Origin of the sequence: Candidatus Nitrosotalea sp. FS (genome assembly GCF_011319475.1) — an archaeon.
In the GTDB taxonomy this organism is placed as follows: Archaea; Thermoproteota; Nitrososphaeria; order Nitrososphaerales; family Nitrosopumilaceae; genus Nitrosotalea.
In genome coordinates this window covers 39578-55476 of record NZ_RCMC01000018.1, presented here as the reverse complement: position 1 = coordinate 55476, position 15899 = coordinate 39578, and the positions used below count along the sequence as shown (strand labels likewise).

At 39.5% G+C, this 15899-nt stretch carries 13 protein-coding genes, 1 other RNA gene and 3 pseudogenes; 5 read left to right on the top strand and 12 right to left on the bottom strand.

Features of this window, described 5'->3' with window-relative positions; translation table 11 throughout:
- Positions 1-516 precede the first annotated feature (516 nt).
- On the bottom strand, positions 517-1120 hold a 604-nt coding region (locus DYY66_RS15540; RefSeq protein ID WP_394352521.1), incomplete at its 3' end, for an ABC transporter substrate-binding protein.
- Between the two features lie 122 nt (positions 1121-1242).
- Between DYY66_RS15540 and DYY66_RS00795 the strand changes: the two genes are divergently transcribed.
- Positions 1243-1863, top strand: coding sequence for a restriction endonuclease (locus DYY66_RS00795; RefSeq protein ID WP_255495943.1), 621 nt, complete (start codon positions 1243-1245; stop codon positions 1861-1863).
- On the opposite strand, the pseudogene DYY66_RS13595 reads toward DYY66_RS00795, so the two are convergent.
- From DYY66_RS13595 to DYY66_RS00780, 4 genes and pseudogenes are all read right to left on the bottom strand, one after another.
- Positions 1860-2514, bottom strand: a pseudogene (locus DYY66_RS13595) (DUF2070 family protein); the annotation flags it as partial. The gene DYY66_RS00795 and the pseudogene DYY66_RS13595 overlap by 4 nt on opposite strands.
- Before the next feature lies 1 nt (position 2515).
- On the bottom strand, positions 2516-3695 hold a 1180-nt coding region (locus tag DYY66_RS13590), incomplete at its 3' end, for a DUF2070 family protein (RefSeq protein WP_255495942.1).
- Complete coding sequence (locus tag DYY66_RS00785; RefSeq protein WP_082208620.1) at positions 3692-3856, bottom strand: preprotein translocase subunit Sec61beta; 165 nt, start codon at positions 3854-3856, stop codon at positions 3692-3694. The genes DYY66_RS00785 and DYY66_RS13590, both read right to left, overlap by 4 nt.
- 44 nt (positions 3857-3900) lie before the next feature.
- Entirely contained in the window at positions 3901-4233 is a 333-nt protein-coding gene (locus tag DYY66_RS00780) for an Sjogren's syndrome/scleroderma autoantigen 1 family protein (protein WP_166285345.1), read from the bottom strand.
- A gap of 82 nt (positions 4234-4315) precedes the next feature.
- On the opposite strand from DYY66_RS00780, the gene yciH reads away from it, so the two are divergent.
- Entirely contained in the window at positions 4316-4624 is a 309-nt protein-coding gene (gene yciH, locus DYY66_RS00775) for a stress response translation initiation inhibitor YciH (RefSeq protein WP_166285343.1), read from the top strand.
- On the top strand, positions 4621-5628 hold the full coding sequence (locus tag DYY66_RS00770) for a CPBP family intramembrane glutamic endopeptidase (protein ID WP_166285341.1): 1008 nt from the start codon (positions 4621-4623) through the stop codon (positions 5626-5628). Before yciH ends, DYY66_RS00770 begins: the two co-directional genes overlap by 4 nt.
- Here the strand turns inward: DYY66_RS00770 and DYY66_RS15535 are convergent.
- The 5 genes and pseudogenes from DYY66_RS15535 to DYY66_RS00745 all read right to left on the bottom strand — a co-directional run.
- Entirely contained in the window at positions 5609-5875 is a 267-nt protein-coding gene (locus tag DYY66_RS15535; RefSeq protein WP_394352520.1) for a hypothetical protein, read from the bottom strand. The genes DYY66_RS00770 and DYY66_RS15535 overlap by 20 nt on opposite strands.
- Before the next feature lie 11 nt (positions 5876-5886).
- Positions 5887-6116: pseudogene (locus DYY66_RS15530) on the bottom strand (2-phospho-L-lactate guanylyltransferase); the annotation flags it as partial.
- 31 nt (positions 6117-6147) lie between these two features.
- Complete coding sequence (locus DYY66_RS00755) at positions 6148-6375, bottom strand: hypothetical protein (RefSeq protein WP_166285335.1); 228 nt, start codon at positions 6373-6375, stop codon at positions 6148-6150.
- Positions 6368-6748, bottom strand: a pseudogene (locus DYY66_RS00750) (2-phospho-L-lactate transferase CofD family protein); the annotation flags it as partial. The gene DYY66_RS00755 and the pseudogene DYY66_RS00750, both read right to left, overlap by 8 nt.
- Positions 6749-6997: 249 nt before the next feature.
- The coding region (locus DYY66_RS00745; RefSeq protein ID WP_178085564.1) for a 2-phospho-L-lactate transferase CofD family protein at positions 6998-7303 on the bottom strand (306 nt) is incomplete at its 3' end.
- Between the two features lie 132 nt (positions 7304-7435).
- Here DYY66_RS00745 and DYY66_RS00740 point away from each other — a divergent pair.
- On the top strand, positions 7436-7675 hold the full coding sequence (locus tag DYY66_RS00740) for a hypothetical protein (RefSeq protein ID WP_166285333.1): 240 nt from the start codon (positions 7436-7438) through the stop codon (positions 7673-7675).
- A 1955-nt stretch (positions 7676-9630) separates the two neighbouring features.
- Here DYY66_RS00740 and rnpB read toward each other — a convergent pair.
- An RNA gene (gene rnpB / locus DYY66_RS00720) (RNase P RNA component) lies at positions 9631-9907 on the bottom strand.
- A 58-nt stretch (positions 9908-9965) separates the two neighbouring features.
- On the opposite strand from rnpB, the gene DYY66_RS00715 reads away from it, so the two are divergent.
- Complete coding sequence (locus DYY66_RS00715; protein ID WP_309223942.1) at positions 9966-12398, top strand: amino acid permease; 2433 nt, start codon at positions 9966-9968, stop codon at positions 12396-12398.
- Positions 12399-12400: 2 nt separating this feature from the next.
- Here the strand turns inward: DYY66_RS00715 and DYY66_RS00710 are convergent, their stop codons facing one another.
- Positions 12401-12895: a DUF367 family protein gene (locus DYY66_RS00710; protein WP_166285323.1), complete on the bottom strand. Its 495-nt coding sequence runs from the start codon at positions 12893-12895 to the stop codon at positions 12401-12403.
- Positions 12896-15899 lie beyond the last annotated feature (3004 nt).

Genomic DNA, 15899 nt, shown 5'->3' with positions numbered 1-15899 from the left:
TCGAACATGCCTGGTTTTAACAATCCTGCACCAAAGTCATTTATGATTCCACCTACTTTTTTGTTTGCAATAAACTGGTCAGTCTTTGCTGCAAGAAATATTCTAACAGAGTCATGTATCCCCTTGTCAACTGCCTGGTTTATCAGACTAGAGCGTTGCTCAGAGGATGTAAAATTTCCAAAAAATATTGCCTTTGATAGAGAATCAACTTCGGATTCCTGGAAATTCCAGTATGCAGGATTGTTAAAACCAGGCATGTCCGAGTACCAAGGAGAATACATTTGTGCAGTGATAACAGAATCATATCTTACAAATCCCCCAATTGTCCATCCTTCGGTATAGATGTTCCATTTCAGATCAGAAGGGTTGGAGCCATATACCGTTGTAAATGCCTTGGTCAGATCGCCATAGTCTTTTTTTACTGTAAATCCCATCTGCTGTAGCTGCGATGCAAGAATCTCTCCAATTGATTTTCTTATAGGATCATCGTTTCTGATAAAAATTGTAACAACTATNGCGATGCAAGAATCTCTCCAATTGATTTTCTTATAGGATCGTCGTTTCGGATAAAAATTGTAACAGATATTGGTTTTGATTTATAGTACCAGGTAGAACCTGTCTTTTGTGCACCTGCTTTCTCAAGTGCATCAGATATCATCTGGTTTGCAAGTGCAGGATTGTGTTTGAAATTAAATGACTGGAGTTCTCCAAGTATTGAGAGATAATCAGGATCATATGGCTTGTATGCAGATATCATTGGGGTTCCATATCCATTGAGGACCTCATCTACTATGAGATCCCGGTCTATCAGATAGTTTAGTGCAAACCTTACCTGCTGGATGGAAAATGGATTAAATTCTTCAGACGGAGCAGGGTTTATCAAAAGACTATAGCTTGTCCCAGCAGACTGGAAGACATTCAAGTTTTGCCTAGAGTTGTCATCAAGCCTGTCAATGGGTATTGCGGAATAGTAAATGTCAAGATGACCATTTTTTACTTCTTCTACTGCAGTATTGTCATCAGAATATTGAAGAAACTGCACTTGATCAAAGTTTGTCCCCTTGACTCCAAATGCAATTGTAGGTCCCAAAATAAAAAGTGCTAGCAACAAGACTAGCATGAATTTCATGATATGTTTTTCAATGAACTGTATTTAACCATGGTCCAATGGTACCACAATTAAAAAAATTAAAGATTGATTTGTCGCATAGTATTTTATAAAAGAAATTTCATGTACTCATGATGAACCTTGCAACTCTTGTAAAAGGCATACCAGGAATAATTCCGGGTGGAATGTCCATCAAGGATTTTAGCATGGCAACCCAGACAAGTGAAGACATGTCAAGACAGATACTTGACAACCTGATGCAAAATGGAGTAGGAAGATTTGAGGATGACCAGGTCCAGTTCGAAGATTCTGACAAGCTAAAGACAAGCATTCTTGCAATAAGCATGGGTGCACCAATTGATGAGATATCCAGAATGCTGGAGTGGCAGGACTTTGAGTCACTTGCAGCAGAGATTCTTGAAAAACGGGATTTTGATACAACAAAAAATGTCATCATGAAGAGCCCCAGGATACAGATAGACGTAGTAGGCATCAAGTCAGATATTGCAATACTGATTGATTGTAAGCACTGGAGCAACATGAACCAGTCTGCACTTCAAGAAGCAGTCAAAAAACAAGTGATTCGAACCAAGCAGTTTGTCTCAAAACACAAAGTCAAGGGTGCAATTCCTGCAATTGTCACACTATACCAGCACAGTGTCCAGTTTATCGATAAAGTGCCAATAATTCCAATCCACCAGCTGGATTCATTCTGCGACGAGTTTTACGGAAACCTCGAAGAGATGCAGAGCTAGAGAAGTGTGTAAATGAAAAATCCAGTTGTTATCAGCAAAAATGCCTGAGTGATTCTCATTGCATTATCAAGTGATTTCGAATAGAGTTCAAGCTGATTTCCTCCCATCACTTTGACATTTGTCTCGCTTTCCAAGAGCTCATACGATGTTGGGGATGCCGATTGTTCTGCTTTTTTGGCAAGATCTGAGAACCACGCTATCACATCGGGTGCTTTTGAGAGACTTCCAAACTCAAAATAACCATGCTTGTTTTTTGCCGTTCGTGCCTTGTAATGTGTATCAGAGGTACAAATTTCAAGAAAGTTAAATCCACTCTTTGAAAAGTGACTTGCAATCTCTTCACGCAATCCATTTAGCATGTTGTTTGCATCAGCCCATGCAAGAAAGAATTTCTCATCACCAATCTTGAAACACATGATTGCAACTTTTCCAGGTCCCAAGTCGTCTGCCTGGAAATTTAGGTTCTCAGAATTGGCATATCCAACTTCAAGCGGTAAGGTTTCTTTGGTTATCAAAGTATCAAGTGTGGACTTGGCAGCGTTTAGAAGATCGTCTGCATCAAGTTTTTCAATCTCTTTTCCCATCGCATTGTGACTGTCAACAATTAGGACTCGTTCATATCCACGATTCTTTCCGTACTGCTCTAGATCGNCATCAAGTTTTTCAATCTCTTTTCCCATCGCATTGTGACTATCAACAATTAAGACTCGTTCATATCCACGGTTCTTTCCGTACTGTTCTAGGTCTGATTTGATATAATATGGAATGTCTTCCATTCCATGTGGAGATAATGAGAGAATCAATATTGCAGTCTTGTCAAATAGCATGCCAGTGGTTCGTGCCTTGTTGACCTGGATTGTAACAGGCTTTGTACTAGTAGAACCTTGCTGTATCTTTTGGTTTTGTTGCAGACTGGTAATATACAGGTCAACTTGAGATTTGGATGGAAGGTTTAGCGAGTGGTCAGATATGCTGTGCATAACCATTGCAGATGAATCAAGATTTTTGTATATCAAATATGGAATGTTGCTTCCTCCTATTGGATGAAACGGTCCAGGATGCAAATCAGGAATCACCAGTCTACAGTTTTTGTTTGTTGTCTTGAATAAGATTTGAAATGTCGATACCTTTGATGGTTCAGAACGCTTCTCCATTAGAGATTCCATTGGAACTGGATCATCGTTTGTCCATGCTGCAAGATATGCTTGCAAGAATGCATGGGTACTGGATAATTTTCCGCTTCCTGCAATTCTATCACTTAACAATGTCCAGATGCTTCCAAGAACACAAAACACTATACCATATTCAATTGCTCTTGAGTCAGACAGCATTTGAACCCACGTACTTGTTGGTACAAATGCAAGAAACATTGCAAGAGGTTGCAGTAGACATACAATCCATGCAGTCTTTAGCTTGGCGCCAAGTACCGATGTAAATATTGCAATACGAAAACTTGCAAACAGTAGCATTCCTTCGGTGATATAGATTGGCAACAAATTTGGTTTTGAAAATACATATGCAGAAAGAATTCCACATAGAATTGTTACAAGCCACAAAAGATTTCCAAATGCAGACATGTGGATTGATTTTGAATATTCAGTCTTGAGAATTTTAGGATCTAAGAACTGTGTTACCACAAGTGCCGCAACTATTGATACAATTGCAAACGGTAGGTTTTCAGTTGATTTGAAATAATTAATGTACGATACTGCAACTATTACACATGCAACTGCAATAGAGATTGCAAGTGAGACATAGTGTGATGTTGGAGTAAATGTTGTTAGCGTATACCTCTTGTGAATGCGAGATACGTCGTCTGAGCTTTCCGTCATGGCGAGAAGAAGAACTTTAGAATCCACGAAATTCCAATCAAAGACGCTGGTATTGCTACCACCACCTCTGGTTTTAACTTGTAACCCTTTGTTTCATCCTCGAAGAATCTTAGCAGTCCTGCGCTTGATGCTGGCAGTGGTGCAGATTTTTTGCTGCTCATAATGTTTCTGCTTCAAGGATCTTTAAATAAATACCTTTTTGTGCCTAGCGAACCCCAAGTTTCTCTTTAATTGCAAGTATCTCATTCATTGTTTGCAAGATCTGTTTTTGTTTGACAAAATCCTTCTCATTTTGTAGATCCATTGTTAGATCTCTTAATTTTTGATCCAAGTTGTCAATAGCAGCATTACCAGTTTTTTCAGTTTTTGTCAGTACAGATTCTACTCTTTCTTCTTTTGCTTCTTTTCCACAGCTGACACATAGTGCACTGCCGTTTTTCATAACTCGCACACCCTTGCAATATGGACAAGGATCACTGACAAGTGTAGCCCCACTTAGTAACATTTCAACTGCTTTTTTTGTCAAATCCTTTGACACAGAAATAATGTATGCAATCAAATAAAAAAACATAGAGGGATAAACAAGGCTTAATAGTAGGATCACGACCTTTTTATTTCGAATGGCGGTAATCTGCAACACTTGCGGACTTCCTAATGATTTATGCGCCTGTGGCGAACTTGAAAAAGATCAAACACAGATTGTTGTTAGAATTGAAGAAAGACGTTTCAAAAAGAAAGGAACAATGATTGAGGGAATAAATCCAAAGATGAATGATTTAGGAAAAGTTGTAAAAGAGCTCAAAGCTCGATATGCATGCGGTGGCACTGTAAAAGAAGGTTACATATTTCTCCAAGGAGATCATAGAGATACAATAAAGGCAACGCTTGTTAAGCTTGGATTTCCAGAAGCTAGTATCGAAGTTCATTGAAATCAAGTTTGCAAACATTAGATAAAATCATAAAAACTCTTTTCATACCATATTCGGGACTTTTATCAGTAATATTTGGAGTAATGATACTGTCATTTCCAATTGGCCTTTATGTCATGTACAACTCAGACATTGGAAAAGAGATCAATTACCAATATCCAATCAACGGGCTTGACTTGTTTGTGGGCGGAATTGGCTACAAGGTACCATTCTCTTTTGAGATGGGTGATGCATTTGTCGTAACATGGACAATTTTCCTGATACTGTTTACAATTTCTTATTTCGGTCCAGAGGACTCGCTTCTCAAGACACTCTCAAATACAATGTCAAGAGGATGGCAAAGTTTTCGCGGTAATGCCATGGCAAATATGATGGCATGGTTTTCAATCCTGATTTTATTTTCCGTAATAATTGATTCCGTGCAACAGATGTTTGGGATAAAAATTGACTTTCCCACTTCAACAAATGATCTTATCCGTTTCTTTCAGCTTGGCATATCTCCACTGACAGAAGAGACAGGGTTTCGAGTGTTGCTGATAGGGGTTCCGCTGTTTCTCATGTATTCACATAGTGCATCATGGAAGACATTTTTCAAGTCATTATGGAGACCTGCAAAATATCTCGGCATTTCAGATTACAAAAAATCAATGGTATTAATCATAACAATTGGTTTGCTTTTTGGCGTGGCTCATATCATTTCAGGCACACCATGGAGTCCTGGAAAAGTAACTCAGGCAGCAATGGCAGGAGTAATAATTGGATGGGTCTATGTCAGATATGGTCTTGCACCAGCTATTTTGATCCACTGGGCTACAAACTACTTTTTGTTTTCATACTTGTTTTTCATTTCAAGCCTTGGTCAAAGTACAGCGATTACCGATTCATCAAATCCATTTTCAAATACACTTGAGATAATACTTGTAGGTACAGGAATAATTGCAACAACAATCAAGATTTTAGAACGTGTAAAAACAAGAAAAGTACCTACAGAACAAAACCTGTAGAGTCAAGTATTTTCTTGAGCGCATTTGCAACATCAGTCTCAGAAAATGACAAGATGAATCTTAGATCAGACGGGTCATCAATGTCAAGCATCATCCTTCGAATCAATACCAATGCAGAGCTTGCACTTCGTTTTTCTGCAGTGCTCAGATGAATCTTGTAGCTGTCCTCATCATAATGAGTCTCCATAACGCCAACCGGAGTTCGAAAAAGTGCATTTGTTCCATCAAATTTTCGTGATGGTACCACCAGTACACACNTGAATCTTGTAGCTGTCCTCATCATAATGAGTCTCCATGACGCCAACAGGAGTTCGAAAAAGTGCATTTGTCCCATCAAATTTTCGTGATGGCACCACCAGTACACACCTCTCAGATGTCTTCATCTGGTAGAGTGTACGTATGTCTTCTGGCTCCATGAGAGGAATGTCTTGTGGAAATACCATTGTACCATCAAAGCCTTCTTGGCCAAAGTACTTGTCTGCAAGCAAGACTGCGCTGTTTACACCTTGTTCTGATTCGTCATAGATTCCAAACGCCCCAAACTTTTTTCCCAATGTTTAATGCATCTTCGTCTTTGCTTACAAGAACCGTTTTTTGTATTACATCAGACTGCGATACGGCATTCAAGACAGATTCAAGCATAAGCCTACAGATTTGTTCTGTGACATCAGGTGACAACCCAAGACGAGTCTTGGCTCTTGAAAAAGTTTTTACCGGAATTATTGCGCCAGTGCGCAAGCTAGACATGTACTTGTTTTAAAATAAAGGATGCAAGTGCTTCTTCATCCTTTTTGTCCTTCATCTTTATCTTAGTCTCGTAAACTTTCATGTCCAAGTTTTCTATTTTTCTTGTTAGTAGTCTGTCAGAAGAATCAATTACCATATGAGATGCAACCTCAGAATACATTTTTGCAAGACCATAAACAGAGACTTCCATTCCAGCAGCCTCCATGTACTTTGTTGCAGGACCGCTAATTGCAGTGTTTCCAATTATCGGACTTACAACTACGACCTTTTTCTTTGACTTGGAGAGTTCCTTGCGAATTCCTTTTATCGATAAGATTGGTCCAATGCTAGTTAGAGGATTTCCTGGTGCAATTATCACCAACTTGGAATCATGNTTATCGGACTTACAACTACGACCTTTTTCTTTGACTTGGAAAGTTCCTTTCTAATTCCTTTGATTNCTTTGCTTACAAGGACCGTTTTTTGTATTACATCAGATTGGGATACAGTCTTTAAAACAGATTCAAGCATGAGTCTACAGATTTGTTCGGTGGTATCAGGGNCTTGAGCATATTAGTTCTCAAGAGATGGATTGCGGCATCTCTGTCGCCTATGTTAAACCAAGTCTCTTCTCCGAGCATTNGAGCATGTTGGTTCTCAAAAGGTGGATTGCTGCATCTCTGTCACCAATGTTAAACCAAGTCTCTTCTCCAAGCATCTCCATCTGACGTAAAAATCCGTATGTGTCCTTCTTTATTCCCCAGCCCTTGTCAGTGTCCAAAATATCTGCAAGTCCGTAGAGAATCGTATCAATGTCTGGACAGATATACAATCCATACAGCCAATAGTTGTCACCTACGTTTGATATTACAGAAATATCTCTAGTCTGTGTCGCTACACCTCTGACCAGTTTGACAGAACCTGTTCCACCTGCTAGAATTGTAATCATTTTTTTATTTACCCCGTGAAGTTAGTAACCTGCACCAACTAAATATTACTCTTGCCAATGCATGGCACAAAAATTATTATTTGCCAAAATCAATGCTAAGATTTATTACTATCCTGAAGAAGATTCAGTTTCGTGACTAAGAGACTTCTTTTAGCATCAGCCATTTTGAGTTTGTTAGTTGTTGGCACAGTTGCTCCAATCTTTGCAACCGTAGATTTTAACGCATATCTACCAATGGAAGGAACTCCAATCACACCAGAATTCAAATTTACCAAAAACGTAGCAATTGATTATTCAGGTGGCGGAAAACTAAAGGATCTTTTGAACGGTAAAAACATGACATTGTCATTTACAGATACTTCTAGCGAATAACACAAGCATCAAGGCATTCATGGAGGACATAAACACAGAGTTTGCAACAGACAGAAAAACCACTGCAACAATTTCAAATTTGACTATAAATTATCAAGTTCAGATAAATGGTGACGACAAGGGAGCCACCATCGACTATAAGATATCATTAATCCCAGTCTTGAACGGATATGTTTTGAGCAAGGGCGGAGGCGATGTGCCAACAGTGTTTNACAATTTCAAATTTGACTATAAATTATCAAGTTCAGATAAGCGGTGACGACAAGGGAGCCACCATCGACTACAAGATATCATTAATCCCAGTTTTGAACGGATATGTTTTGAGTAAGGGCGGAGGCGATGTGCCAACAGTGTTCGACATATCATGGATGGGATTCAAGATGACAGGTCCAGTAGTCATTTCAACTTCAAATCTTGGCAACTTGGACATTAATTCACCTATTGGAATAATAAAGAACCAGTTACCAGAGGTCTACAATATTTTGAATGGAACTACAGCAGAGAGTCCATTAAGCTCAAACCTGATAGATGCAAGTCCATTGGTAGGATATCCAATTGAAAAGTGGAATACCCTTTTTGACCCATCATACACAGTCGCAGATTCTGCAGGATATGGCTATGGTGGAAAGAAAGTTGCAGTAACAGGATTTGCATATGGACAAAGTGATCTATACCAAGGACCACTAAAAGCCCAAAATGTAGACATGGATTTTACAGCAGATGCAAAGTATCACTTGACAATAGTTGAAAGAGCAAGCTCAGGTACATTAGATGCAGATGGACATGCAAACGGATATGAAGTTCAAGGAGGTCCAGCAATTTCAACAACAGTTCAAGTCTCCAGCACTNTGTTTGACATATCATGGATGGGATTCAAGATGACAGGTCCTGTAGTCATTTCGACTTCCAATCTTGGCGACTTGGACATTAATTCACCTATTGGGATAATAAAGAACCAATTACCAGACGTTTACAATGTTTTGAACGGAACTTCAGCTGAGAGTCCACTAAGCTCAAACCTGATAGATGCCAGTGCACTANACTTTACAACAGATGCAAAATATCACTTGACAATAGTTGAAAGAGCAAGTTCTGGTACATTAGATGCTGACGGGCATGCAAATGGATATGAGGTTCAAGGCNTAATAAAGAACCAATTACCAGACGTTTACAATGTTTTGAAGGGAACTCCAGCAGAGAGTCCACTCAGCACAAATCTTATGGATGCCAGTGCATTGGTAGGATATCCAATTGAAAAATGGAACACTCTCTTTGACCCATCATACACAGTCGCAGATTCTGCAGGATATGGCTATGGTGGAAAGAAAGTTGCAGTAACAGGATTTGCATATGGACAAAGTGACTTGTACCAAGGATCACTAAAGGCTCAAAACGTTGACGTTGACTTTACAACAGATGCAAAATACCATCTAACAGTAGTAGAAAGAGCAAGTTCTGGCACATTAGATGCAGACGGTCATGCAAACGGATATGAGGTTCAAGGANGAAAGTCGCAGTAACAGGATTCGCATATGGACAAAGTGACCTATATCAAGGATCACTAAAGGCTCAAAACATCGATGTTGACTTTACAGCAGATGCAAAATATCACTTGACAATAGTTGAGAGAGCAAGCTCCGGTACATTAGATGCAGACGGACATGCAAACGGATATGAAGTTCAAGGAGACCCAGCAATTTCAACCACATTACAAACATCTACAACCGGAGGCGGTACAACGGCTCAAGGCCTTTCAACAATGACAATTTATGCAATGGCAGGATTTGCAGCAGTTATTGCAGCAGGAATCTTCTGGTGGAGCAACAAGAAGATGAAAGATTCAATGAAGAGAGGAAAAGACACTAGTCCACCTCCAACATTCCAGTATGAAGAAAGAAAACACTGGGCAGACAAGTTCGACGAAGAAAAGAAATAAAATATTTTAAAAAAATAGTGCGCGCCAGCCGTAACCCTCCTTCTGTTTTCACGATATTTCGCTATGCGGCCTACCTAAACAAAGTGCAGCGCTTATTGTTTGATTTGGCCTTTCTCCGCGTGGGACAGATTTTTCATTCCTGTGCTGGAAACCTCAGGCTTTACCATCATAGTACGCCAGGTCGGATTTTTTTCTGTGCTGTTGCCAATCATCTCTGATTATCCGTCTCCGGATCACACTTGCTGCATGGAGGGAGGAGTTTCCTCTGCCGTGGCAGTGATCGTTCACCGGCTCGCACTGGATACTGGAATCAAGATTAGCTATTTTAGCATTAAGAAAAGTTCAGTAAATCACGTGTCCCGTATTCTAGACATACCAAAAAAAATCATCACAAATCAGACAAGATCTACAAGTAGAGATTTATTCGACCATCCAGTCCTCACGGTAGATATCTCCATGGAGCACGATTCGCATGCAGGGCTTGTTCGAAGCCTCTCATTGCTTGACATAACAATGATTGGGATTGCAGCCATGATAGGTGGTGCGATCTTCAACCTAGTAGGCCCAGCAATGCACGAAGGAGGCCCATCTCTTTTGATAGTTTTTCTTGCAAGTGGCGTAATCAGTTTCTTTACAGCCCTGACATATGCAGAGCTAGGCTCTGCATTTCCAGAAGCAGGAGGAGGATACAGATGGGTAAAGGAAGGACTACCAAGACCAAATGCATTCATCAGTGGCTGGATAGCATGGTTTGCTCACATGATAGCAGGAAGTTTGTATGCAGTATCAATCGGAGACTTTTTTGGAAGCATATTAACAAGCGTAGGATTTGCAGCCCAGTATGGCGGAATCCCACTTGAAAAAATTATTGCGATACTTTCAATCATACTTTTTACATATGTAAATTACAGAGGAGTCTCCCTTACAGGAAAAATTGGAAACGGACTAACGTTTATGCAAATCATAATCATCATAGTTTTGATAACGTCTGGAATTTATGCAATGAGTTTTGTCAACCACGATTGGGCAGTAAACTTTCAACACTTTGTTCCAAACGGAGCAACAGGATTCATTCTGGCAATGGGAATCACATTTATCGCTTTTGAAGGCTATGAAATAATTGTCCAGGCTGGAGAAGAAGTAAAAAATCCAAAGAAGAACATACCAAAGGCAATCTTTCTTACACTAGGAATAGTTACAGTGCTCTACATAGTTTTCACTTTTGTCTTTCTTGGTGGAATTGATTCAACAAAGATAGGAAAAGAAGTTTGGCAGTTTATTGGAGACAACAAAGATGTTGGAATTGCAAAGGCAGCAGAATATCTCATCCCATATGGAACAACGCTTGTCTTTGTGGGTGGACTGGTTTCAAGTATTGCTGCACTTAGTGCAACTACATTTTCCTCAAGCAGAGTATCTTTTGCAATGGGCAGACAGTACAACTTGCCATACATCTTTAGCTCCATCCATTCAAAATATCACACGCCACACTTTGCAATAATTGCATCAGGATTTATCATGTTGATAATGGCATCATGGTTGCCACTTGAACAGATTGCATTGGTAGCTGGAGTCATGTTCCTGTTTCTATTTACACAGGTAAACTGGGCTGGAATCAACATCAGGAGATTATACGGTCACAAACTTGATTACGGATTTAAAATTCCGCTGTTTCCCCTCATGCCAATCATAGGAATAATCTGCAAGGCAGGACTTGCAATCTTTTTGCTCATATACAATCCACTAAGCTGGGTCATTGCAATCATCTGGATATTGATTGGATTTTCAGTTTACAAGTTGTATATATCCAAAAAAGAGATAGAGCACTATGCACCACTTGTTGCAAACATAGGTCCTGCGGAACGAAAGAGCTATCGCATAATGGTGGTCTTTAACAAAAAAACAATTGAAAAGCTCGTTACCATTGCATCTGCCATTGCAAAGGACAAGGATGGAGAGATCTCACTTTTGAATGTGGCGACAATTCCTCTCCAGATCCCACTTTCAATGGGTCACAGATTCGCAGAACCAATCATGAAAACATTCGAAGATCTGAAAAACAAACCAGGCTTCTCTGACCACAGGTATTTGGTTAGACTATCACATGATAATACAGAGGCAATTCTTGCAACCACTGAGGAGCAAGGAATCAACTTGCTTATCATGGATTTCTTTGATCTGAAAAACAACAGAAAGTTACTTTCACTTGCAACGTGTGATATACTTGGAGTAAACATCAAAAAAGAATTTGAAAAAGAAATGGACCACGTGGTGGTGTCATACGACAAGGGAAGACACTCGGATCTAGGAATTGAGATTGCGCATGCATTTTCAAAGACTGTTGGAAGCAAGATACGAATCATACGTGGTGTAGTAGAATCCCCAGAAGAAGAGCGAGACATTTTGAGCAGAATCAATGAAAAAATGTTCGACCTTGATCTTCGAAAGGTACCGGTTGAAAGAGTATACCCCACAAGTTCTGAGATCATAAAAGACATACTTGAAAACCTCAACAGGGATCCAGAAATAGTAATTGTAGGTGCAGGAAACCAATCAGAGCAAGCATTTAGTCCAAGAACCATGGAGCTTGTTGAAAAATCCAAATACAGTGTTTTTGTAGTAAGAGATTCAAGATTCGCAAGCATAAAAGCACGATACTTTTGGCAAATGATAGCCCCAAGACTAAAGGAAAACAGGGTAATCTACAAGATCTATCGCAGTCTCTACAGATTCATGCCAGTCAGAAAAATTCCTACTGACGAAGAATACTTTGGCTCAAAGATGTAGAGTCACAGTTCTAGGCAATATTCTTGTGCTATTTTTATAACATCTTCTGTTGTTTTTGCATTAAGATAGTCCTGCAGTAAATATTGATTCAGGTCAAAAAATGTATGGCCCCACTTGAACTTGTCAATTACAGAGTCGGCAAGTTCTTTATAGTCCATGATATACAATGCACCCGCTATTGCTTCAGCAGTTGTGAGTTTGCCCACTTTGGAATAGTTGACGGGGTTTCCAGCAAGCAATGGAGGAAGTTTTCTTGACAGTCCTGCAAATCTTTTGAGAAACATCCCTTGTGCCAGTTCCCAAGAGCAATCAATCGCGGTAATGGATCCTGTCAGGTCTCTGTCATTTTTTAGGACAAACTCTTTTGCAAATGGATTTAAAATCATGTCTTTTCCGGTCAGGTGTTTGATACGTGTTGCAATTCCAAATTTCACAAGCTTGGCAGCAGTACACTTGGATGGATCGTCTTGTTCAAACATTAACACCTGGATCTTCATCATACCAACAAAAGATGTGTCAACAATAAATTGTTTGAGATTATGAAATTATTTGGTACCATATGTGACTTGATAATAGAATCTAGTCACTTGGTCTTTTTTGATAATTTCAACACCCCACTGTCCATCAGGTATTACGTCACTAGTATGTGCTGGGATTATACTAAACTGTACCAATCTCACACCTGTTCCCGAGTATCCAACAAGATAGTCCATTCCATCTATTGTGACTGCTTGGTAGAGTCCAGATCGTACAGTAGAGGTTGTTATCTTGCACCCTGGGTCCTGCCCGATTATGCATGTTCCATTCTGTGATATTACCTTGATACTTACCGAGTTAACATCACTTGGGTTCGCCCTAAGAAGTCCATCAAGTTCTTTTGGATAGTATGTTGCATTTCCAACCAATTTAGCATTCATGTTTACACCTACAACGGATTCTGAGAGTTGACCAGTCTTTTCAACAAACATGTTAGCCGATTTAGATGGCTTTTGTGTAGGACCTATAGTATAAGGAATGTTTGCAGACGGTGAAGTTGAATGAGTATTGTTGGAACCTGTTTGGTTTGTGCCAGTTGTGGTACTAGTCTCGTTTATGATTGGAATTATTTTTGATGGTAATTCGCTTACTACGTTAAAGTATGCATTGTATGATCCAAACGGCACCATTGCAACTATGGTGTAATTTCCAACTGGCGCATTACTTGGAATCTTGTAATCATAACTAAATGATCCATACTGATCAAATGATACAGTGGCTTTTGGAAGCAGACTGCCTTGCTTGGACATTACCTGACCCTCGCTGATTACAGTGTCTCCTGTAAGACCAAATGCAAGATCCACATTATTGATAGAAACAATATAGCTTGTCCTTCCAGTTACAAGAACGGTTTGTCCTGGAAGATATTTGTCAGTATCAGTTGTCATAAAGAGTTGTAACTTGGTAGAAGTTGTTGCAAACTGGTCAGTCACGTTAAATGAGGATATCACTTTATTTGTAAGATATTGAGCATAGATCTTGTAGGCTCCAGTCTTCCATATTCCGGTGTGTAGTGGAACAGTAACATAGTACTGACCTCCCTGGTTGATGTTTGCACTGCCACGGAATATCTGCTGCCCATCACTGGAATAAATCAAAATTTGAACTGCAGTATTGGTATCTTGTGATGCAGCATTTTGGATTGGAATCACTTCTCCCCATACCTTGACAACATCTGTTGACAGATAATCAGTCTTGTCAGTCATAACTACGNGCGATGCAGCATTTTGTATTGGAATCACTTCTCCCCAGATTTTGGCAACATCTGTTGACATGTAGTTAGTCTTGTCAGTCATAACTACAATTGGTGCAATGTCTTGATTTGGTTGAGGGTTTTTAGACACCTGGAAGAACAAGTCAGTGTTTGCATTTGCTGATGTAATCTTTATTCTATAAATTCCATAAACATTGATTGTAGGATCAACTACAGGAGAAGATGACCTGTCAGTTGTTACCTGAGTACCAGATCTAGCAGTACTTGGTATCGTCCATGTCCATGAAAATGCTCCATTGTTTACTGGAAGTGGAGATGATGTTTGTTCACNCTTGGTACCGTCCATGTCCATGAAAATGCCCCATTGTTTAATGGTAGTGCAGATGACATTTGTTCTCCATCTGGCTGTATCAGTGTCAACGTATAAGATGAGGTACCGGTAAGGGCAGAGATTGTTCCAGTCAACTGGACCGTGTCCCCGACACCATAGACTTTTTTGTCAGTGCTTGCTACGATTGAACCCTGTGAGCCGGATGCAAGCGGGTCGTATACTGCAATTGTAGCNGTTTGTTCACCGTCTGGCTGTATCAATGTCAATGTATAAGCAGAGCCGCTAATAGTAGAGGAGATAGCTCCTGTTAGCTTTACAGTATCGCCCACACCATAGACCTTCTTGTCAGTGTTTACAGATATCGGATTTTGTGAACTAGAGTTAAAAAGTGTGGAAACAGTAAAAGATGCAGATGATTTAAGATTATCACCATAACTAGCTTGCAGCGTATACACACCAGTATTGAAAATATTTTGTACAACATTTTGTTTTAATGAATAATAACCATTTACGTCAGGAAGTGCTGTAAAGACCAATGGAATTGGAGCATATGATGGAGAATAGGAAGATGCAAAACCAGGTTGTGCATATATTTGGCTTCCACTGGAATTGAAAAGTAATATTCTAACTTGTACACCAGTACCTGCTAGCAAATCTGGTTGAACCTGACCTGAAATGAGAAGTGAGTCACCATATCCATACACTGATCTGTCGGTATGTATTGAAAAAGGTCCGGTATTAACTGGCGTATAAGTAGATGGATTGGAAGATACTGCAAAGCTAGTATAAGAAGTGGCAAAGGGTAATGAAACCACTACCTTATAGTTTCCAATACTAGTGGAAGTAGCTGGTACAATAAATTGATAAGTGAAGGAATTGTCAGATTGAATATTTACAAAAGTTTTGATATGCAATGAAAGAGGGACAGACCTAGATTCATTGGTTGTAGATATCATAATTATTTCAAGAGTTGGAGATAGTCCAGAGTTTTGTAATCCCGCTAATTTTGTACTACCACTAATCTTTACTGTTTCTCCAGGCGCATACACACTTTTATCAGCAGTAACTACAATTCCCTGAGATTGTAGTGTAGAAGGAATTAAATCAAAAACAGTAGAAGCAGATGCAGATCCATATGTTGCACTTACTCTGTATATCCCATAAGTCGGATTTACAGTATTGATTAACAATCCAGAATTGCCAGAACTTCTTTGAAATTGGTTAGCAGTAGTCAGTTTTCCTTGATCATCTGGAAACAGAGTTCCCTGGTATACAATGGTCTTTGTAGGATCGTAGACCTTGTATTGTACAGGCGTGAGTGGTATTACATTTGAGACAGAGCCTAATAGTATAATAGGTTGAGAAACCGTATAGTTTGAACTATCTGTGTATAGGGTCATTGTTGTGGCAGCAGCTTGTG